This window comes from Roseateles sp. P4_D2 (assembly GCF_056401875.1).
The window spans coordinates 287,423-305,180 of record NZ_JBFUIM010000006.1 but is presented as its reverse complement, the minus strand read 5'-3'; the positions used below and the strand labels follow the sequence as shown (position 1 = coordinate 305,180).

At 67.1% G+C, this 17,758-nt stretch carries 20 protein-coding genes and 1 tRNA gene; 10 read left to right on the top strand and 11 right to left on the bottom strand.

The annotated features are described in order from the left end of the window. Nucleotides 1-54: 54 nt before the first annotated feature. Nucleotides 55-918: a CPBP family intramembrane glutamic endopeptidase gene (locus tag AC1DW0_RS13360; RefSeq protein WP_477946339.1), complete on the top strand. Its 864-nt coding sequence runs from the start codon at nt 55-57 to the stop codon at nt 916-918. Nucleotides 919-921: 3 nt separating this feature from the next. On the opposite strand, the gene AC1DW0_RS13355 is transcribed toward AC1DW0_RS13360, so the two are convergent. Next, nucleotides 922-1,332 carry a hypothetical protein gene (locus AC1DW0_RS13355; RefSeq protein WP_157281694.1) on the bottom strand — a complete coding sequence of 137 codons (411 nt, stop codon included), beginning with the start codon at nt 1,330-1,332 and terminating at the stop codon, nt 922-924. A 180-nt stretch (nt 1,333-1,512) separates the two neighbouring features. Between AC1DW0_RS13355 and AC1DW0_RS13350 the strand changes: the two genes are divergently transcribed. Continuing rightward, the gene (locus AC1DW0_RS13350; RefSeq protein WP_477946338.1) at nt 1,513-3,522 is read left to right on the top strand and encodes a lipoxygenase family protein; all 2,010 of its coding nucleotides are present in this window, start codon (nt 1,513-1,515) and stop codon (nt 3,520-3,522) included. 29 nt (nt 3,523-3,551) lie between these two features. Here AC1DW0_RS13350 and AC1DW0_RS13345 read toward each other — a convergent pair whose 3' ends face one another. The 3 genes from AC1DW0_RS13345 to AC1DW0_RS13335 all read right to left on the bottom strand — a co-directional run bounded on the left by AC1DW0_RS13345 (nt 3,552) and on the right by AC1DW0_RS13335 (nt 5,723). Then, on the bottom strand, nt 3,552-4,046 hold the full coding sequence (locus AC1DW0_RS13345; protein WP_477946336.1) for a nuclear transport factor 2 family protein: 495 nt from the start codon (nt 4,044-4,046) through the stop codon (nt 3,552-3,554). 170 nt (nt 4,047-4,216) lie between these two features. Continuing rightward, nucleotides 4,217-4,609 (bottom strand): putative quinol monooxygenase, encoded by a 393-nt coding sequence (locus tag AC1DW0_RS13340; protein WP_477946334.1) that lies wholly within the window; start codon nt 4,607-4,609, stop codon nt 4,217-4,219. 205 nt (nt 4,610-4,814) lie between these two features. After that, the gene (locus tag AC1DW0_RS13335) at nt 4,815-5,723 is read right to left on the bottom strand and encodes a LysR family transcriptional regulator (protein ID WP_477946332.1); all 909 of its coding nucleotides are present in this window, start codon (nt 5,721-5,723) and stop codon (nt 4,815-4,817) included. A 127-nt stretch (nt 5,724-5,850) separates the two neighbouring features. On the opposite strand from AC1DW0_RS13335, the gene AC1DW0_RS13330 reads away from it, so the two are divergent. Genes AC1DW0_RS13330 through AC1DW0_RS13315 form a run of 4 tightly spaced genes read left to right on the top strand, consistent with a single transcriptional unit; the run spans nt 5,851 to nt 8,836 of the window. Further along, complete coding sequence (locus tag AC1DW0_RS13330) at nt 5,851-6,150, top strand: hypothetical protein (protein WP_056198805.1); 300 nt, start codon at nt 5,851-5,853, stop codon at nt 6,148-6,150. A 6-nt stretch (nt 6,151-6,156) separates the two neighbouring features. Next, nucleotides 6,157-7,068, top strand: coding sequence for an alpha/beta hydrolase (locus AC1DW0_RS13325; protein WP_477946330.1), 912 nt, complete (start codon nt 6,157-6,159; stop codon nt 7,066-7,068). A gap of 15 nt (nt 7,069-7,083) precedes the next feature. Further along, nucleotides 7,084-7,779, top strand: coding sequence for a type 1 glutamine amidotransferase domain-containing protein (locus tag AC1DW0_RS13320; protein WP_477946328.1), 696 nt, complete (start codon nt 7,084-7,086; stop codon nt 7,777-7,779). 19 nt (nt 7,780-7,798) lie between these two features. Beyond that, nucleotides 7,799-8,836 carry an amidohydrolase family protein gene (locus AC1DW0_RS13315; RefSeq protein WP_477946327.1) on the top strand — a complete coding sequence of 346 codons (1,038 nt, stop codon included), beginning with the start codon at nt 7,799-7,801 and terminating at the stop codon, nt 8,834-8,836. 96 nt (nt 8,837-8,932) lie between these two features. Here AC1DW0_RS13315 and AC1DW0_RS13310 read toward each other — a convergent pair whose 3' ends face one another. Continuing rightward, the gene (locus AC1DW0_RS13310) at nt 8,933-9,877 is read right to left on the bottom strand and encodes a LysR substrate-binding domain-containing protein (RefSeq protein ID WP_477946325.1); all 945 of its coding nucleotides are present in this window, start codon (nt 9,875-9,877) and stop codon (nt 8,933-8,935) included. Between the two features lie 103 nt (nt 9,878-9,980). On the opposite strand from AC1DW0_RS13310, the gene AC1DW0_RS13305 reads away from it, so the two are divergent. Continuing rightward, nucleotides 9,981-10,355: a nuclear transport factor 2 family protein gene (locus AC1DW0_RS13305; RefSeq protein ID WP_477946323.1), complete on the top strand. Its 375-nt coding sequence runs from the start codon at nt 9,981-9,983 to the stop codon at nt 10,353-10,355. 14 nt (nt 10,356-10,369) lie between these two features. On the opposite strand, the gene AC1DW0_RS13300 is transcribed toward AC1DW0_RS13305, so the two are convergent. The 3 genes from AC1DW0_RS13300 to AC1DW0_RS13290 all read right to left on the bottom strand — a co-directional run bounded on the left by AC1DW0_RS13300 (nt 10,370) and on the right by AC1DW0_RS13290 (nt 11,906). Then, nucleotides 10,370-10,795, bottom strand: a complete 426-nt coding sequence (locus AC1DW0_RS13300; RefSeq protein WP_056198788.1) for a PH domain-containing protein — start codon at nt 10,793-10,795, stop codon at nt 10,370-10,372. Between the two features lie 166 nt (nt 10,796-10,961). Continuing rightward, nucleotides 10,962-11,051: transfer RNA gene (locus tag AC1DW0_RS13295), tRNA-Ser, on the bottom strand. 30 nt (nt 11,052-11,081) lie between these two features. Beyond that, nucleotides 11,082-11,906: a symmetrical bis(5'-nucleosyl)-tetraphosphatase gene (locus AC1DW0_RS13290; RefSeq protein WP_477946321.1), complete on the bottom strand. Its 825-nt coding sequence runs from the start codon at nt 11,904-11,906 to the stop codon at nt 11,082-11,084. A 391-nt stretch (nt 11,907-12,297) separates the two neighbouring features. On the opposite strand from AC1DW0_RS13290, the gene AC1DW0_RS13285 reads away from it, so the two are divergent. The 3 genes from AC1DW0_RS13285 (at nt 12,298) to AC1DW0_RS13275 (ending at nt 15,241) form a co-directional block, all read left to right on the top strand. Then, on the top strand, nt 12,298-13,605 hold the full coding sequence (locus tag AC1DW0_RS13285) for a hemolysin family protein (protein ID WP_056198781.1): 1,308 nt from the start codon (nt 12,298-12,300) through the stop codon (nt 13,603-13,605). After that, entirely contained in the window at nt 13,602-14,336 is a 735-nt protein-coding gene (locus AC1DW0_RS13280) for a SapC family protein (protein WP_457354441.1), read from the top strand. Before AC1DW0_RS13285 ends, AC1DW0_RS13280 begins: the two co-directional genes overlap by 4 nt. 218 nt (nt 14,337-14,554) lie before the next feature. Beyond that, nucleotides 14,555-15,241: an N-acyl amino acid synthase FeeM domain-containing protein gene (locus AC1DW0_RS13275; RefSeq protein ID WP_477946319.1), complete on the top strand. Its 687-nt coding sequence runs from the start codon at nt 14,555-14,557 to the stop codon at nt 15,239-15,241. Here AC1DW0_RS13275 and AC1DW0_RS13270 read toward each other — a convergent pair. From AC1DW0_RS13270 to AC1DW0_RS13260, 3 genes are all read right to left on the bottom strand, one after another. Further along, nucleotides 15,184-15,678, bottom strand: a complete 495-nt coding sequence (locus tag AC1DW0_RS13270) for a hypothetical protein (RefSeq protein WP_056198770.1) — start codon at nt 15,676-15,678, stop codon at nt 15,184-15,186. The two genes, AC1DW0_RS13275 and AC1DW0_RS13270, sit on opposite strands and share 58 nt — an antisense overlap. A 57-nt stretch (nt 15,679-15,735) precedes the next feature. Next, nucleotides 15,736-17,235 (bottom strand): phospholipase D-like domain-containing protein, encoded by a 1,500-nt coding sequence (locus AC1DW0_RS13265; protein WP_056198768.1) that lies wholly within the window; start codon nt 17,233-17,235, stop codon nt 15,736-15,738. 142 nt (nt 17,236-17,377) lie between these two features. Then, complete coding sequence (locus AC1DW0_RS13260) at nt 17,378-17,647, bottom strand: hypothetical protein (RefSeq protein ID WP_477946317.1); 270 nt, start codon at nt 17,645-17,647, stop codon at nt 17,378-17,380. Between the last annotated feature and the right edge of the window lie 111 nt (nt 17,648-17,758).

Below are 17,758 nucleotides of genomic sequence, written 5' to 3'. Positions count from 1 at the left end.
GTGCTCAACAGAATTGCGCGCACCGCCACCCCTCCGACCTGCAAGGATGCGCAATTGAACAAGCTGCTACGCAACGATCAGGGCCGCCTGCGCAGCGGCTGGTGGATCCTTCTCTTCATGGCCATCTTCCTGGCCAGCCAGTGGGTGTACCGGCCGGTGTCTCACGGCTTGCAGCAGATCGGCGTCGCCAAGGCGTGGCTGTCGCCGCTGCCGGTCGTGTTTCTGCTGGGGGTGACGTGGATCTGCATGCGGCTGCGCCGGCAGCGTCTGGCGGGCGTGGGGCTGGCGCTGGATGAGTCGTGGGGGCGGCAGTTGCTGTTGGGCGTGGCTTTCGGGGCCGCGCAGATGGCGGCGGTCACGGCGTTGATCTTGCTCGCAGGCGGCGTGCGCTTCGAGCTGGACCCGGCGCGCAGCCTCGCGGCGCTGGCTTATGGCGCCTGGGTATTCCTGTGTGTGGCCGTGCTGGAGGAGCTGCTGTTCCGCGGCTTCGTGCTGCAGCGCCTGGTGGAGGGCCTGGGGGCGCGCTGGGCGCTGGCGCTGATGGCCGCGCTCTTCGCCGTCGCCCACCTGGGCAACCCGGGCATGGACGGCATCACGGTCGCGACGGCGACGCTGGACAACGCGCTGGGCGCCCTGCTGCTCGGCCTGGCCTGGCTGCGCACCCGCAGCCTCGCCCTGCCCATCGGCATCCACTTCGGCTGGAACTGGATGCAAGGCTCGGTGCTGGGCTTCGAAGTGAGTGGCCTGGCCCAGGCCGGATGGCTGCACCCCCAACTGCTCGACCGGCCGCAATGGCTCAGCGGCGGCGCCTTCGGACCGGAGGCGAGCGTCTTCGCGGTGGTGGTTGACCTGGCCGCGGTGCTGTTGCTGTGCCGGTGGAAGGGCATGGCGCGCAGGCCGTCCGCGGTGGCGGCTTGAGCGTCAGCGCTCGGATTTCATCGGCCCCGATGCCGCCAACCCACGCTCGCAGGCAGCCTTCTCACTTGCGCTGCTGATGGCCACGCACCGCGCTGCGCCCTCGTTCACACGACCGGGCACGCTGCCGACAGGCGCCGATGCGGGAATGGCAGCGAGGGGCATGACGTTCTTGTTCCTGAGCGGGATGGAGATCTGCGGAATCACCCGTTCCTCGGGGCGCTGGTTGCCAGGCTCCTTGGCGTTCTCGGACGCCGTGATGGCCGCGTTGCGGGTCGGAACCTGTCTTGAGGCTGCGGTCATGGGCGCCGAAGCCGGTGCAGACGCCGGCAGTGGCGCGGCGGGTTGAGCGCATGCGGCACCCGCGACGACCGTTGCCAGGATGCCGCCGAGGAGGGAGTCGAAGACGAATCTCATGGGGCACCGCACCGGCAGTTGCTATGCGGCAAGTTTGGTTCCGTGGTTGGGCGGCGTATGTAGGAGGCCGCTGCGAAACGCTGTGCGTGACGCCCGGTTGCACGAAATGATGTGTACGGCCCCTCGTGCGGCCCGTTTCCTGGCTAGGCTCATGGGCGCACCGGCTTCCGGATAAATCCAATGAAACGCAGAGACATCCTCCAATGGTCCGCCTCGGCGGGCGGCCTGAGCCTGATTGGCGGCACGCCTTCACCAGCATCGGCGGCGCTGCCCGTTCCCAAGCCCACGCTGCCGCAGAAGGCGGACCTGCTCAGCGCCGCGGCGCGCCGGCTCCAACTCGTCAGCCAGCAGGCGCTGTATCTCTGGACAGAATCCCACCTCAACCTCGCCGGCGTGCCGATGGCGGCCGTGGTGCCGGCGGGCGAGCTGCCGACGCTGGAACATCAGCTCAAGACGTCGGCGCTGGCAGTGGAGGCGGTCACCAATCTGGCGGCCTCGATGGCGCCCAGCGGGCTCGCTGCCAGCAGCCTGCAGACGCTGGATGGCTTGAGGAGCCGGCTCGCGGCCGCGCAGGCGAGCTTCGACAGCGTCTCAGCTGCCAACGCTGGCGTGCTGAGCCTGCCCGCGGCCGTGCTCTCGCTGCTGGCCAACCTCACGGCGGCCGTGGGCGACATCGCGACGCAGCTCCGGCAGATCCACTACCAACTCACCGTGCAGGTCACCACGGCGCCGCAGCCCAAGACGGTGGCGCAGTACGACGCGCTGTTCGTGACGCTGGACAAGCCGGCGATAGCGAGCCTGCTGCATGACGACGACACCTTCGCGTACATGCGTGTGGGCGGGCCCAACCCCATGCTGATCCGGCAGGTGGCTGCGCTGCCGGCCAAGTTCCCGCTGAGCGATGCGCAATACCGCCAGGCGATGGGTGGTGAGGGCAACAACGACGGCCTGCTCGACGCCGCCGGCAGTGGCCGGCTCTACCTGCTGGACTATGAAAGCCTGGGCGGCATGGCGCCGGCCGGCCCGGTGAACAAGCCGCTGACGGGCGCCGGCTACGGCTATGCGCCCATCGCGCTGTTCGCGCGCCCCCAGGCCGGCCGCTCGCTGGTGCCGGTCGCCATCCAGTGCGGGCAGGACCCGGCCCTCAGCCCCCTGGTGCTGCGGGCCACCGATCCGGCCAACGCCAACGCCTACTGGGCGTGGCAGTCGGCCAAGACCGCGGTGCAGGTGGCCGACTTCAACTATCACGAGATGTTCGTGCACCTGGGCCGAACGCACCTGATGTCCGAGGCCTTCGCGATGGCCACGCAGCGCCAGCTCGCGGTCGTGCACCCGCTGAACCGGCTGCTCGCGCCCCACCTCGAGGGCACGCTGTTCATCAACGATGCGGCCGCGCTGGTCATCATGGGGCCGCTCACCACGGGCGACACCATCCTGGCCGCGCCCATCGAGACGCTGCAGCGCGAATGCGGCCGTGATCGCCTGGCCTTCGACTTCTACGACAACATGCTGCCGAACGATCTGCGCGCACGCGGCGTGGATGACGCCGGTCGGCTGCCGGACTACCCCTACCGCGACGACGCGCTGCTGGTCTGGAATGCCATCCAGCAATGGGTGAGCGAATACCTCGCCGTGTACTACGCCAGCGACGCCGACGTGACGAGCGACTACGAACTCAAGGCCTGGGCCAGCGAGCTGGCCGTGAGTGGCAAGGTCAAGGGCTTCCGGCCCATCACCACGCGCAGCCAGCTCGCCTTGGTGGTGACGGCCATCATCTTCAATGCCAGCGCCCAGCACGCGGCCGTCAACTTCCCGCAGTCCTCGTTGATGACCTACGCCCCGTTCTACGCCGGCATGGGCGGCGCGTGGGCGCCTGCCGGCGCGGTGGGGCAGAGCGAGGCCACCTGGTCGCAGATGCTGCCCAGCCGGTTGGCGGCGCAGGAGCAGATCCTGCTGTTCCACATCCTCGGCGGCGTGTACTACCGCATGCTGGGTGAATACCGCGACAACGCACCCCCGTATCCGCCAGTGCTGCTCGACCCCGCCATCACCCGGCCCGGCGGCCCGCTGGAGCGCTTTCGCAGCGCGCTGGCCGGCGTCGAGAACACCATCCGGCAGCGCAACCTGGCGCGCACGCGGCCGTATGAACACCTCCTGCCGAGCCGCATCCCGTCGAGCACCAACATTTAGCGTGACGCGAGGCGGTCGCGGGCGTCGCCTCAGTTCGACCCGTGCCCGTAGCTGAAGGCGCGCGTGATCGTCCAGGCATTGCCCTGCTGGCGCCACAGCATGGTGAACTCGGCGCGGCCCTCGCAGGGATGCGTCGTGCCGCCCGGCTTGTAGTGGCAGAAGCGATGCTCGCCGCGGGCCAGCGCACCGAAGCCCTTGATCGGCCACACCTTCAGCGTGCCCGGCACGAGCTCGCGCTGGAACTTGCCGCAGACATGGGCCCGGGTCTGCGCGATCATCACGTCGCGCGTCCACGTGACGCCGCCGAGGTCGTGATAGAACTCGACGGCAGGGTCGAAGAAGCTCGCGTATTTGTCGAGCTGGCCGGGTGCCTCGCAATGGTTGAAGGCCTCAAAGGCCGAGGCGTCGAGCGCGGCGATCGTGGCACTGAGATCGGCCTCGGCCGGTGAGGGCTCCGCCGCGTGGGCGGCCATGGCGACGCCAGCGAGCGCGCACGCGAGAAAGCGGTGGCGTAGAGAGTTCATCGGTCTGCCTTGGGACGCGTGAAGAAGGCCGCATCCTCGCGATGGCCTGCCGGTGCCGCCATCGTGCTGCGACAGTCGGTGGCAGGGTGCCGACAGGCCGTCGATGGGGCACGACGAAACGTGCCGTGCAACGCTCCATCCGTTCGGCAGCGCCACCAAAGCGCCTCGCGCTATGGCTTGGCTCCGAGCACAACCGGCACCGTGTCGATCAGGCGGCGAGACACCACCATGGGCGAGGTCGATTCAAAGAACTTTCTGAAGTGCGCGGTCTGGATGTGCTGTGCGTAAGCTTCTTCGTCTGCATAGATCTCGAAGACGCGTATGTGGTTCGGCCGGTCCCGTTCGGCCACGGCGTAGAGGGCCAGGACTTTCGGCTCGGTCCGCACTGCGGCTTCGACGCCCTCCGCGATGGCTGCCTTGAAAGCCTCGAGTTGCGCCGGATCAATCTCAAGCTCGGCGATTCTGACGAAGGGCATCTTCGACTCCACGGCGTTTGCGACGCTCGAAAGGATCAGCATGGAAAGTGTCGACGCGACGGCAATCGCGGCGGCGCGCGTGCTCATGAGTGACGGCTTGCGATTCCACACGGCGTCCATCCCTTCTGTCGGCGTTCTGCCTGCGCGTTCAGCGCTCGGAACTCATGTCAGCGGGCGGCCCGCAGCGGACTGAAATCGTAGGTGGCCACCCGCGAAGCCATTGGAGAAGGAAAGTCGCGGCTGATGCGCCGCCACTTCTACAAGGTCTGGATTTTCAAACGCTCAAGCGGCGCTAGCCTTCGACGGCGCCCGGAAGCTTGGACACCAGCGTGTCGATCGCCAGGCGCAGACGCAAGGGCATGTGCTGACTGGCCGGCCAAAGCGCATGGCATTCAACCGACGCATGCGGGCGCTCCTCGAAGAGCGCGACGAGGCTACCGCCTTGCAGACTGTCCCGAACGAGCCAATGCGGCAGCCATGCGATGCCGAGCCCGGCGGCAGCCGCGTCGGCGACGACGGCAAGGTCATCAAAACGGAAACGGGAACTCAAGGTGACCTCGATCAGCTTGCCTTCGGCGTCCGGCAGGGTCCAGGGCTGCACGTAGTCGGCCCGCCAGTACAGCAGGGCGTCATGCCCTTCGAACGACTGGGTGTCGGCGGGATGGCCGCGCGTCGCGAGGTAGTGCGGCGAGGCGCACAACACCTTTCTCTGGCTGCTCAGCCGGCGGCTGCGAAGCTGCCCCGTCGCCGGCCCCAACTTGCCGTTGCGGATCGCGAGGTCGATGCGCTCGGCAACGATGTCCGTCGGGCGGTCACTGAAGCACAGGTCGAGTTCCAGCTTCGGGTGTTCGCGCGCGAGTTCCAGCAGGATGGGTGCCACGCAAAGCCGACCGAACAGCACGGGCATCGCGACGCGCAGCCGCCCGCTGACCTCGTGCCGGCCGGATTCAAGCAGCGCCTCCGCTTCGCGGAGCTCATCCATGGCGCGAACGCAGCGCTCGTAATAGATCTGGCCGTCTTCGGTCAGGCTCAGCGCCCGCGTCGTGCGGTGAAAGAGCCGCACACCCAGCCGGGTTTCGAGCCGCGCAATGGCCTTGGCGACGGCGGAACGCGTCAATGCCAGCCGCTCTGCGGCGCGCGCAAAGCCACCGGCATCCACCGTTTCCACAAAAACCGCCACGCCGTCGAGTCTGTCCAGCATCGTTCTATTGTCGAATTTTCGGAATCATAACCAAGACGTTAATGCGCCACTGGCGAATTAATGGAAACCGTAGCATGCCGCGAGCGTCCCGCCATGGGACCGGCCTGATCCGTTCAAGGAACCACTCATGAAACTGCTTTGCCTCGACATCCCCCAGCCCGGCGCCACGCTGGAACAGTACCAACCCCACCTGCACGGCGAAGCCCGCCACGGCTGGCAGCTCTACAAGAGCGGCATCGTCCGTGACATCTATTTCCGCCAGGACCGCCCGGGCGTCGCCATCCTCGCCGAGGCCGAGTCCGTGGAAGCCGCCAGGAAGGCCCTGGCCGAGTTCCCGCTGGCCAAGGCCGGCCTCATCGGCTGGGACGTCATTCCGCTGGGCCCCTTCCTGAACTGGGAAATGCTTTTCGCCGCCGGCAACGCCTGATTCCTCATGCTCCAAGCCGTCTCGTTTCCGAACCGGGCGATCCAGCTCTCAGGGCACCTTCATCTGCCGGACGACTTCCGGGAAGACAGGCAATACCCCGCCCTCGTCGGCATTCACCCCGCCGGCGGCGTGAAGGAACAGACGATAGGCCTGTATGCCAGGAGGCTGGCGGCGCATGGCTTCGTCGTTGTCGTCTTCGACGCGTCCTACCAGGGTGCGAGCGGCGGCGAACCCCGCCTGCTGGAGGACCCGTCGGCGCGCGTGGAAGATGCCCGCGCTGCCGCGGACTTTCTCTCGACGCTGCCCTACGTCGACGTGGAGCGCATGGGGGTCTTCGGCGTTTGCGCCGGAGGCGGCTACGCGCTCGCCGTTGCCCAGTCGGAGCGCCGCTTCAAGGCGGTGGGCGTCGTCAGCGCCACGCCGATGGGCGAGGCAGCCAGGACCATTGTTGGCAACCCCATCCCCGTTGCTGCCTTGATCGGAACCCTGCAAGCGGCGGCGCAGCAGCGCACGGCCGAGGCCAGGGGTGCGGAGCCCCTCTACGCCCCGTTCGTTCCCGAGCGGCTGGAAGACATCGACGACAACACGCCGACCTTTCTTCGCGAAGCCTACGACTACTACCGCACACCGCGGGGCCAGCACCCCAACTCCAAGGGCCGCTTCCTGATGACCAGCCTCGACAAGATGCTGGCCTTCACGGTCTTCCACCTGATTCCGGACCTGCTGACCCAGCCGCTGCTGCTGATCGCCGGGAGCATCGCCGACACCAAGGTCTACAGCGAGCAAGCGTTCGCGCTGTCGAAAGGCCCGAAAGAGCTGTTCGTCATCGAAGGCGCCACCCACGTCGCGCTCTACGACCGGCCTGAATACGTCGATCAGGCGATTGCCAAGCTCGCCTCCTTCTTCAGCAACCTGTGATTACAGCCATCGCCCATGACCCGACAAGCTTCTGAACTCAAGCCCATCCTCTTCGTCGTCACCAGCAACCCGGTCAAGGGGGCGACAGGCATCCCCACCGGCTTCAACCTGGCGGAGGTCACCCACCCGCTGGAGAAGCTGCAGCAAGCCGGCATCCGCGTCGAGATCGCCTCCATCCAGGGCGGCGCCGCGCCGCTCGACGGGCTGGAGGACATGAAGGACCCGGTGGTCGCCCGCTATTGGGCGGATGCCGAATTCCGCCACGCCATTGCCAACACGCTGCGCATCGATGACGTCGACCCCGCGCGCTACTCGGCGGTCATGTTCGCGGGCGGCCACGGCACGATGTGGGACTTCCCCGACAGCGCCGGCACGCAGAAGCTCATCCGCGAGATCGACGCGGCTGGCGGCATCGTCTCCGCCGTGTGCCACGGCCCGGCGGCCCTGGTCAATGCACGCCGTGCCGACGGCAGCCTGCTGGTGGCGGGCAAGCGCGTGGCGGCCTTCACCGATGGCGAGGAAGAGGAAGTCCAGTCCACCCACGTCGTGCCCTTCCTGCTGGCCTCCACGCTCAACGAGCGCGGCGCGTTGCACCAGGACTCACCCAACTGGTCCAACAAGGTGGTGGTTGATGGCCGGTTGATCACGGGCCAGAACCCGCAGTCCGCGGCCAGCCTCGGCGAAGCGCTGCGCGACGCGCTGCTGGCGTGATCGGCGGCCGAGGGGCGACATGAAGCTGATCTGCGTCGAAGAGCACGTGCTGGATGCCGCCATCGGCGCGGCGTCGCAAAGCCTCGTGCGTGCCGAGGCGCCCTATCTCGCTGACTGGGGCAGCCGCGTCATCGACGGCCAACACGTCGCCGACCCCGGCCGCCCGCATGTCGTCGCACCCAGCGAGTCGGCGCGCAAGGCGCTGGACATGGGCGCGGCCCGTCTAGCCGACATGGACGCGGCAGGCATCGCCATGCAAGTCCTCTCCTATGGCGGCTTCCCGCAGCTGCTGCCGGCCGCCCAGGCCATAGCCCTGAACCGCGCCGCCAACGACAAGCTGGCCGCGGCCGCGCAAGCCCACCCTTCGCGATTCGCCGGGTTTGCCACGCTGCCCTGGCAGGCGCCCGAGGCCGCCGCGCGTGAGCTGGAGCGGGCCGTGAAGGAGCTGGGCCTCAAGGGGGCGCTCATCAACGGGCGCCCCGGCGAGACCTTCCTGGACGACCCGCGCTACGCCCCCGTGCTGGCTGCGTTCGACGAGCTGAACGTGCCGCTGTACGTTCACCCCGGCCTGCCGCTGCCGGCCGTGCAGGCGCCGTACTACGGCGGCTTCGAGCGCGAACTCAGCGCACGCCTGTCGATGTTCGCCTGGGGTTGGCACAACGAGGCCGGCATCCAGGTCGTGCGCATGCTGCTCGCCGGGGTGTTCGACCGCCACCCCCGCTTGCAGGTCATCAGCGGCCACTGGGGCGAGATGGTGCCCTTCTTCCTGCAAAGGCTGGAGGACGCCATCCCTCAGGAAGCCTCCGGCCTGAAGCGCCCCGTCGTGCAGACCTATCGCGAGCACGTCTACGTGTCGCCCAGCGGCATGCTCACCTTGCCGCACTTCCAGTTCATCCATGCGCTGATGGGTGCGAAGCGCATCCTCTACTCCATTGACTACCCCTACCAGAGCCTGGACGGCGCGCGCGCCTTCATCGAGGGCCTGCCCGTCAGCGACGCGGACAACGCCCTGATCGCCCATGGCAACGCCGAGCGCCTGCTTGGCCTGGAGAGCTAGGCCCAGGACAGTCGAACAAGCGCACGAATCGGCGGGCGCTCGAAGAGATGGACTGCGTGATGCCGCGGCAGGAGCTGATGGCGCTGATCGACCCATTCATGGCCGAAGGTCGACTTGGCCGGCCGGCTGAAGCACCGGCATCATGCCCACAACAAAGTCGATGAAGGCTCTGACCTTGGCCGGGACGTGGGTCCGGCTGGGGTAGTAGACATAGAGAGGAAAGGTCTCGTCAGCCCAGTCCGTCAAGATGGTCTCCAGCGTGCCCGCTTGCAAATGCACGTCCACCCCGAGGTCGATCACCTGGGCGATGCCATGGCCCGCGAGACAGGCGCCAATCTTGATTCCGGCGTCCGTGACCGTCAGGTTGCCGCGAACGGCCACCTTCACTTTTTCGTCGCCACGCCAGAACTCCCACTCGAAGGGCCTGCCGGTGGCGGGATCGATGGCGACGATGCACTCATGATCGTCGCCCACCAGATCCTGCGGCGACCTGGGTCGACCGCGGCGCGCCAGATAGGACGGCGCGGCAACGGTCAGAACGCGCGGGCTGTAGAGCCTGCGGCAGACCAGGGTCGAGATGGATGGAGGCCCAAATCTGACGGCGAGATCAAATCCGTCGCTCACCAGGTCCGAGAGGCCGTTCTTGGTCTCCAGCCTCAGTTGAAGAGACGGGTGGGCCTTCAGAAACTGCGCCAGCTCCGGTGCCAACACGAGGCCGGCAAACCGGGCATCGCAGGCGACGCGCAGCGTGCCGTTGACGGCCGAGGCCTGGTCAGAGGCGGCGGCCGTCGCATCCTCTATCCCCTGCAGCAGGGGCAGCACCTTGGAGAGCAACGCATGCCCGGCATCCGTCACTTCAACGTGTCGGCTTGTGCGATGCACGAGCTTGGCGCTGAGGCGGTCTTCCAAGCGCTGGATCGAGCGGCTCACCGCGGGCTGCGTCTTGCCCAGCCGAGAGGCGGCACGACCGAAGCTCTTCGATTCGGCGACCGCATTCAGCGCCAGCAGGCCGATGACAAGCGCTCCATCAAGGTCATCCATGGTCGATGTGTTCTGGTAATGGCAGCGATAACCAGTTCGCTGTAGCCGGGCGCGGAAGGATTCCTCACTATACGAATCGTTCGCCCATTGATGAAAGCCAGCGATGACCCAGACCCAAGCCGTAGCCACTCTGATCGAGGACTATTTCAATCTGGCCTATGAGCCCAAGAGCCGTGACTTCAACAAGGTCTTCCACCCGAACTGCTTCGTGCAGTGGCTTGACGGGGGGCGGTTGAACATGCTGTCCTCACAGGACTATGCGGCGCTCATCCATGGAAGGCCGAGCCCCCAGTCGACGGGTGCGCCGAGGGACGAAGCAATCCTCTCGGTCGAGCACATCTCGGGCAGCCTTTCAACAGCGAACGTGAGGGTGCGGATCGGCCAGAAGCTGTTCAACGACCACTTCGTCCTGCACAAGGTGGAGGGCAGCTGGCTGATCACGGTCAAGGCATCCTTTGTGGCGGGCACCTTCGACTGAAGCGTCTCTTGACGCTATGCCTGGCTGCTCTGTGCCGAGTCCTGGGCCTCGACGAAGGCGCGGCGGAATACAAGTGGCTCTGCGATGCCGTCGATGGGCGCATGGGATGCGCCGGTGCCCGCAATGACGAGGGTGCCAAAGTTGAGCATTCGGCCCATGAGGGACTGATTGACCTGAATGCTCTCCACCTTGTTGATGTTGATTTCGATCGTGTGGCGACGGATGAATCCGTGTTTGACGATCACTCTCTTGGTGGTTACTGCCAGCTCGGTTGACCTGATGCGAACGTAGGCGGCCACCCAAAGGATGAGCCCAAGGCCAAAGGCGGGCAGCAAGAGCAGGCCGAACAACAGCAAGTGCCAAACCGACCAGAGGCTGGTGCGCCCCAGATGGACGACTCGCTCGCCGGGCACGAGAACCTGATCGACGTAACGTGACATGGCGAGATCCGGTGAGTTGGCATCGCGGATTGGACGCGAGTCCTGCCGATTGATGCAAGGAACATGCATCGCGCTCTTGCTTCTCGAGCTGGCGGACGCTGTGAGATTGCCGCACCTGGCGGTGCGTCCAAGGCCGCTGCGCGGCCTTGCCGAACTCACGAAAACCTGGCGGAAGCGGTGAGATTCGAACTCACGGAAGGCTCACACCTTCGACGGTTTTCAAGACCGTTGGATTAAACCACTCTCCCACGCTTCCAGCGGGACGCGCATTCTACGGTGCCTTGGCTCAGCTGCCCGGCTGCTGCGCCTGTTCGCAGTCCACCTGGATGATCTCGCGCTGCAGGCCGTCCACCCGCGCCGCCGTCAGCTTGCCACCCCAGACGCAGCCCGTGTCCAGGCCAAGCAGGTGCGGCTGGTCCAGCAGCCCCAGCGTCGACCAATGGCCGAAGGCGATGGGCGTGTCGGCGGTCCTGCGGCCTGGCACGTCGAACCAGGGCATGAAGCCTTCAGGTGCCGCGCCGGCGCCGTCCTTGGTCTTGAAGTCCATCTCGCCGTCGGCGCTGCAAAAGCGCAGCCTTGTCAGCGCGTTGACCGTGAAGCGCAGCCGCGCGGTGCCGGCGAGGTCGGGGTCCCAGCGCGCCGGCTCGTTGCCGTACATGGCGTGCAGGAAGTCGGGCAGGGCAGGGCCGCGCAGCACGGCCTCGACGTCGGCCGCCAGGGCCAGGGTGTCGTCGCGGCTCCATTGCGGCACAACGCCGGCGTGCACCATCAGCCAGCCGGCCTCGTAGACGGCCATGCGCTGCTGGCGCAGCCAATCCATCAGCGCCTCGCGGTCGGGCGCGGCCAGGATGTCGTCCAGCGTATCGCCCCGGTGCGGGCGGCGCACGCCGTGGTGGGCGGCGAGCAGGTGCAGGTCATGGTTGCCCAGCAGGCAGGTTGCCGTGCCGCCCAGGCCGGCCAGGCGGCGCAACGTCGTCAGCGAGGCCGGGCCGCGGTTGACGAGGTCGCCCAGCAGCCAGAGGCGGTCGCGTGACGGGGAGAAATCGATCTGCTGCAGCAAGCGCTCCAGCGCGTCGCAGCAGCCCTGGAGGTCGCCGATCAGGTAGTTCATGTGCGGATTGTCCCGGTCCTGGGGCTCTGCGCGGCAGAGGGCGTGGCCCGCGTTGAGACTGGCAGGGACGCAGGTTAGGCGCGAGGAGGCCGCGGGTGCTGACCCGCAACGACGAGCAACAACACATGCGCCCCTGCCAGTCTCAACCCGGAGGGCCGGGGCGATTTGCGGGGCCATGCATCGTTGCCGGCTCGTAGTGGGGCTCGCCCCACGGCCTCGCCGACGCCTAGCCTGGCCCCGCAACTCGCCCCGGCGCGAGCTACGTCCTCTGCCGCGCAGACCCCAAAGCGAGGGATCGCACGGTGGGTTTGGTCATGGCCTTCTGATAGTCTCCCGGGCTTCGTTTTTGCCTTGCGCCACCTGGGGTTTTCCCCGGGGTCTGGCGCCTTCGATGGATACCGCTCTCGTTCTCTTTCTGATCCTGATCAACGGCCTGTTCGCGATGTCGGAGATGGCGCTGACCGCCAGCCGCAAGGCGCGGTTGCAGGTGATGGTGGAGAGTGGCGAGGGCGGTGCGCAGGCCGCGATGGACCTGCATGACAACCCGACCAAATTCCTGTCGACGGTGCAGATCGGCATCACCGGTATCGGCGTGCTGAACGGCATCGTCGGCGATGCGGCCTTCTCCGGCCCGCTGTCGCGCTGGCTGACTGAGAGCTTCGGCTTGAACCCGCATGCCACCGACATCGCCGCGACGGCGCTGGTCGTCATCATCATCACGCTGCTGACCATCGTCTTCGGCGAGCTGGTGCCCAAGCGCATCGGCCAGATCTACCCCGAGACGGTGGCCCGCCTCGTCGCGCCGACGATGAACTTCATCTCCATGGCCGCGCGCCCGCTGGTGAAGGCGCTGAGCTTCATGACCGAGGCGACGCTGGGCCTGCTGGGCTTGCGCAACAAGGGCCAGCGCGGTGTGACGGAAGAGGAGATCGCCGCCAGCCTGGAAGAAGGCCGCGACGCCGGTGTCATCGAGGAGCATGAGCACCAGATGGTGCGCAACGTGTTCCGCCTGGACGAGCGCCAGGTCGGCTCCATGATGATTCCGCGGGCCGAGATTGCCTGGCTGGAGGTTGATGCGACGCCGGCCGAGGTGCTGGCCGTCTTGCGCGAGCATGGCTTCAACCGCTACCCGGTCTGCCGCGGCGGCCTGGGCGAGGTGCTGGGCGTGGCCAATGCGCCGGCGCTGCTGGCCGGCATGCTGGAGGGCTTGCCGCTGGACCTGATGGCGGGCCTGGAGCCGCCGCTGTTCGTGCCCGAGACGTTGTCGGGCATGGAGCTGCTGGAACATTTCCGCGTGTCGGACGCGCCCCTGGTCTTCGTCGTCGATGAGTACGGCGAGGTGCAGGGCGTGATCGCCGTGCGTGACGTGCTGGAAGCCATTGCCGGGGAGTTCAATGCCCCGAGCGATGGCGACGCCTGGGCGGTGCAGCGCGAGGACGGGAGCTGGCTGATTGACGGCCTGATCCCGGTGCCCGAGCTGAAGGACCGCCTGGAGCTGAAGGAACTGCCCGAAGAGGACCGTGGGCGCTACAACACCCTGGCCGGCATGATCATGCTGTTGCTGGGGCGCTTGCCGCGCACGACCGATGTCGTGGAGTGGGACGCGTGGAGATTCGAGGTCGTGGACCTCGATGGCAAGCGTGTAGACAAAGTGCTGGTCAGTCGTCTGGCCGAGGAAACTGGAGAGAGAGAAACATGAGCAACCCCCCGATGTACGGCGAAATGCAGCCGCTGGATCGTGACGTCCACAAGAACCTGAAGCTGGACACCGACCAGTCCGTCGTGAGCCGCGTGGCCGATCAGAACTCGGTCTTCCTCGCCGCCGTCGAGTTTGCCGACGCCTGCAAGGAATACCCGATCGTCTTCGTGCGCGCCGGCAGCCCCGGCCCGGATGGCAAGCAGCCCGTCGCGCCTCTGGCCGTGCTGGGCCTGCGCGCGGGCTCCAACCTCTTCGTCGAGGGCGACAAGTGGACCGGTGGCTACGTGCCCGCCTATGTGCGCCGTTATCCCTTCGTGATGGCCCGCATGGACGAAAGCTCGAACAGCATGGCCGTCTGCTACGACATGAAGTGGCCGGCCTTCAACGAGACGACCGGCGAGGCCCTGTTCAAGGACGGCCAGCCGACCGAGTTCCTGCTGAACGCCAAGGCCTTCCTGGAAAACTTCGAGCAGGAAGCCGAGCGCACCCGCCTGATCTGCAACCTGCTCGTCGAGATGGACCTGCTGCAGGACATGCGCTTCGAGGCGACCTTGCCCAACGAAGAAAAGCTCGACGTCGAGGGTTTCATGGCCCTGGACGAGAAGAAGTACGCCGAGCTGGCCGACGACAAGGTGCTGCAGCTGCACCGCAACGGCCTCATCGCGATGATCGAGATGCACCGCCTGTCGTTGACCAACATGAACCGCCTGGTGGGCAAGTACGTGGTCTGATCCCGCAGCGCCTTCGCTCCCGAGGCCACGCCGCGCGTGGCCTTCTTTCTTGCCGTGGTCCCCGAATACCAGGGCGCGGTCGTTGTCGCATTTCTCGGCGACAGGGAAATCCCTGATCCCCCCGATTTAGATGTATCGGTCTGTGAGCTTCAATGAAATGCGTCATTTCAATCCCTAGACTCCGCCGCTCGGTGCGTTGGGCACCAAGGATGTAGTCGATGACGCCCATATTCGAAGAAAGCCGCCGCACGCCGCTGAATCCCTTCGGCGGACCGCCGCTGGAGCTCAACAGCGATTTCGGAGCGCTGGAGGGTGACGCCTACGAGCTCGTCGAACGCCGTTACGGCGATCGCGGCCTGGCGGTGAAGCGGGAGACCTACACCAGCCGCAAGGAAGATGGCGACATCATCTGCACGGCGCGCAACGGCGACAACATCATCGGCACGCTGTCGGTGCGTTTTGACGGTGCCGGCGGCCTGCACGCCGACCTGCTCTTCGAATCCGAGCTGGCCGAATGGCGTTCCGCCGGCGTCAAGCTCTGCGAATTCGGCCGGCTGGCTGTGGACAAACATGCCTTCGAGCCCAAGCGGGTGCTGGCCCAGGTGTTTCACCTCGGCTATCTGCACGCCCACCGTCGCGCGCGTTGCGAGCGCCTCATCATCGAGGTCAACCCGCGCCACGTCGCCTTCTACCGTCGCTGGTTGGGCCTGCTGCCCTACACGGCGGCCCGGCACAACCCGCGCGTGAACGCGCCGGCTGTGCTGATGAGCATCGATCTGGCGACCGTGCGCGAGCAGATCGCGCTGTGGGGCGGCCGGCCTGAGCTGCTGACCCAGGCCCGTTGCCTTTATCCGTTGGCTTGGGACGAGGCCACCGAGGCCTCCATGCTGGCCAAGTTGAGCTGAGCGGTCAGCAAGGTCCGCCCTGGCGCCATGCCAGCCAGCTGCTCCGCGGCAAGCGGCGCAGTGGCGAATTCCTGCTGCAGGCGTTGCAGCAGATCATCACGATCCGGCGGCGGCGCACCGCAGGACGTGCGTGCCGCGATGGCACGATCCAACGCCCCTTCCAGACCATTGCATTGCACCGAGAACGAGGTGTGGTGAGGCTGACCATGCTGGTCGGTCCAGGTGGCCACGACGCGCAGCACCGGTCCGATCGTGCGTGTCACCCATTCAAAGCGTATGCCGGCGGTGCGTGTGCGGCTGCGCCGCATCAGCCGGCCCGTGCTGCTACCGCCCGGCCGGCGTGCGCGCTCCAGGCGCATGTCGTTCAGGAAGCGCCCGGCCGCGCCCATGGCGGTGGCTTCGGTCATGGAGGAAGTGCCCATGAGGTCAATCGTCATCGCAGAACTCCGAGTTGCTGAATAAACCCGCCGGTCTGTGGCAAACGGGATGCCAGCTCAAAGCAATGGCTCCACCAGGCGGGCAAATCCCTGCAGCAGGCGCTGGCCCAGGCCGCGCTTGGCCCATTGCGCCGCGTCGATGCGCTGAGATACCTGCAGGTCGCGGGCGAACAGCGCCTGCATCTGCTGGCCGAAGTCGTCGCCGAGGACGATGACGTCGACCTCGTTGTTGCCAACGATGCTGCGCCAGTCGAGGTTGCTCGAGCCGACGCTGGAATAAACGCCATCCACGACGGCCGTCTTGGCGTGCATGACGGACTCCGTCATTTCGTGGATCTGCACGCCGGCTTCCAGTAGCTGGGCATAGCGCGAACGCGCGGCGTGCAGCACCATGGCGACGTCGCTGCGGCCCGGCAACACGAGGGAGACGGCCACGCCGCGGCGGGCCGCGTCGCACAGGGCCCGGATGAGCTCGGGCCCGGGTGCGAAATAGGCCATGGTCAGCTGCACGCTGCGCTGCGAGGCATCGATGGCGTGCAGCAGCGCCGTGTAGCTGGGGTTGATGCCATTGGCCGGATCGCCCGCCACCAGCTTGACGACGCGCTGCCCGGGTGTGGCCACACTGGGCGGCGGGGCGGGCGCCAGTTCGCCGGGGCAACCCTGCAGGGCCCAGGATTCGCGGAACAGCACGGCCAGGGCCGACACCACGGGGCCGCGCAGCTCCACCTGGGTGTCGCGCCAGCCCTGCTTGTCGGCGTCGGCCGGCGGCTGTATTGGCGCACCCTTCGCGCTGCGCGCTGTCCCGCCAGGCGGGAGCGGAGCCCCTTCGGGCGGCCGGGCGGGGCCCCTGCGGCGGGCGCTGCTGAAGGAGCCTTCGGCGTAGACGTTGCTGAGGTTGATGCCGCCGGTGAAGGCCACGTCGCTGTCGGCGGCCAGCATCTTGCGGTGGTTGCGCTGCAGCACGCCCCAGTGGCCCGGTCGCTCCAGCGGATTGATCGGGTTGAAGGCGCACACGGCGACGCCGCCCTTGCGCAGGCGGTCGAAGAAGGCGCCATCCGTGCCCATCGAGCCCAGGCTGTCGTACATCAGCGCCACGCTGACGCCCTCGGCGGCCTTGCGCAGCAGCAGCTCGCCGATCTCGGCGGCTACGCCCTCGTCCTCGATGATGTAGAACTCCACCAGCAGGCGGTGGCGGGCGGCGGCGATGGCCGCCTTCATTGCTGCAAAGGTGGCGGGGCCGTCGACCAGCAGCTTGGCCGTGTTGCCGCGCAGCAGCTGGGTGTCGCCCCTGGCTGCCAGCGCGCCGAGATGGCGTTCCAGCAGCGCGCCATTGCCCTCGTCGCGCACCCGGGCCAGGTCCCTGGCCTCGACGGCATCGGAGACGGGGCCGTCACGGCCCTGCAGGGTGACGCGGTCTGCGGTCAGGCGCGCCGACGCTGGCTGCACCTGACGTTCCTGTTCCAGCAAGGTGCCGCAGGCCACCGTGCCCGCCAGGGAGAACACCACCGCGAGGGCCCAAGCCCAGCCGCCGAGGTGCCAGCCGCGAGATTGCTTCATGAGGCCCGCCAATGCACCAATGTTGAGCTTGCAGGGCAGGCGGTGTGCCCGCCCAGGCCCAGCTTGCAGAAGCCGGTGAGGTCAAGCGGCTGCAGGGGGCGGAGCAACCGGTAGAAGTTGCAGCAATGCTGGCGGCACGACCTCAGGCGTCGGTGGGCGTCGGGCGACCGCCTTCGCCTTCCCAGGTTTGCACGGCGACCGGTGCTCGCGCCGAATGGGCCCTGCGACGGCGGTGGTGGTGGCCATGGCAGGCTCGCCAGGCCAGCACGAGCACGGCACCCAGTGCCAGCGCGTCCAGCAACCGCGTCAACGAGAGACCGGCGGGATCATGGCAATCAGCGTCTTGTAACAAGGGGTTGCTCATGGGCGGGCATAACGTTACGGTGGGCGGCCAGCTGAGGGCAGCTGGCATGCCTGACGGGGATTACTGGTGGATACACGCCCCGGCCGGGCAAAGTTTTTCTGACGGGGGTGGAATGTGTTGAAAATGACTGCTCCCGTAGCGCCTGGGTCACCGTAACAA

Bases quoted from the DNA above. Each gene is read 5' to 3' on its own strand.
- AC1DW0_RS13330 (WP_056198805.1), top strand. From the start codon at position 5,851: ATGAAACTGCTTTGCCTCGACATCCCCCAGCCCGGCGCCACGCTGGAA.
- AC1DW0_RS13325 (WP_477946330.1), top strand. From the start codon at position 6,157: ATGCTCCAAGCCGTCTCGTTTCCGAACCGGGCGATCCAGCTCTCAGGG.
- AC1DW0_RS13290 (WP_477946321.1), bottom strand. From the start codon at position 11,906: ATGAACTACCTGATCGGCGACCTCCAGGGCTGCTGCGACGCGCTGGAG.
- AC1DW0_RS13315 (WP_477946327.1), top strand. From the start codon at position 7,799: ATGAAGCTGATCTGCGTCGAAGAGCACGTGCTGGATGCCGCCATCGGC.
- AC1DW0_RS13275 (WP_477946319.1), top strand. From the start codon at position 14,555: ATGACGCCCATATTCGAAGAAAGCCGCCGCACGCCGCTGAATCCCTTC.
- AC1DW0_RS13270 (WP_056198770.1), bottom strand. From the start codon at position 15,678: ATGACGATTGACCTCATGGGCACTTCCTCCATGACCGAAGCCACCGCC.
- AC1DW0_RS13340 (WP_477946334.1), bottom strand. From the start codon at position 4,609: ATGAGCACGCGCGCCGCCGCGATTGCCGTCGCGTCGACACTTTCCATG.
- AC1DW0_RS13310 (WP_477946325.1), bottom strand. From the start codon at position 9,877: ATGGATGACCTTGATGGAGCGCTTGTCATCGGCCTGCTGGCGCTGAAT.
- AC1DW0_RS13350 (WP_477946338.1), top strand. From the start codon at position 1,513: ATGAAACGCAGAGACATCCTCCAATGGTCCGCCTCGGCGGGCGGCCTG.
- AC1DW0_RS13280 (WP_457354441.1), top strand. From the start codon at position 13,602: ATGAGCAACCCCCCGATGTACGGCGAAATGCAGCCGCTGGATCGTGAC.
- AC1DW0_RS13285 (WP_056198781.1), top strand. From the start codon at position 12,298: ATGGATACCGCTCTCGTTCTCTTTCTGATCCTGATCAACGGCCTGTTC.
- AC1DW0_RS13320 (WP_477946328.1), top strand. From the start codon at position 7,084: ATGACCCGACAAGCTTCTGAACTCAAGCCCATCCTCTTCGTCGTCACC.
- AC1DW0_RS13355 (WP_157281694.1), bottom strand. From the start codon at position 1,332: ATGAGATTCGTCTTCGACTCCCTCCTCGGCGGCATCCTGGCAACGGTC.
- AC1DW0_RS13335 (WP_477946332.1), bottom strand. From the start codon at position 5,723: ATGCTGGACAGACTCGACGGCGTGGCGGTTTTTGTGGAAACGGTGGAT.
- AC1DW0_RS13300 (WP_056198788.1), bottom strand. From the start codon at position 10,795: ATGTCACGTTACGTCGATCAGGTTCTCGTGCCCGGCGAGCGAGTCGTC.
- AC1DW0_RS13260 (WP_477946317.1), bottom strand. From the start codon at position 17,647: ATGCCAGCTGCCCTCAGCTGGCCGCCCACCGTAACGTTATGCCCGCCC.
- AC1DW0_RS13305 (WP_477946323.1), top strand. From the start codon at position 9,981: ATGACCCAGACCCAAGCCGTAGCCACTCTGATCGAGGACTATTTCAAT.
- AC1DW0_RS13345 (WP_477946336.1), bottom strand. From the start codon at position 4,046: ATGAACTCTCTACGCCACCGCTTTCTCGCGTGCGCGCTCGCTGGCGTC.
- AC1DW0_RS13265 (WP_056198768.1), bottom strand. From the start codon at position 17,235: ATGAAGCAATCTCGCGGCTGGCACCTCGGCGGCTGGGCTTGGGCCCTC.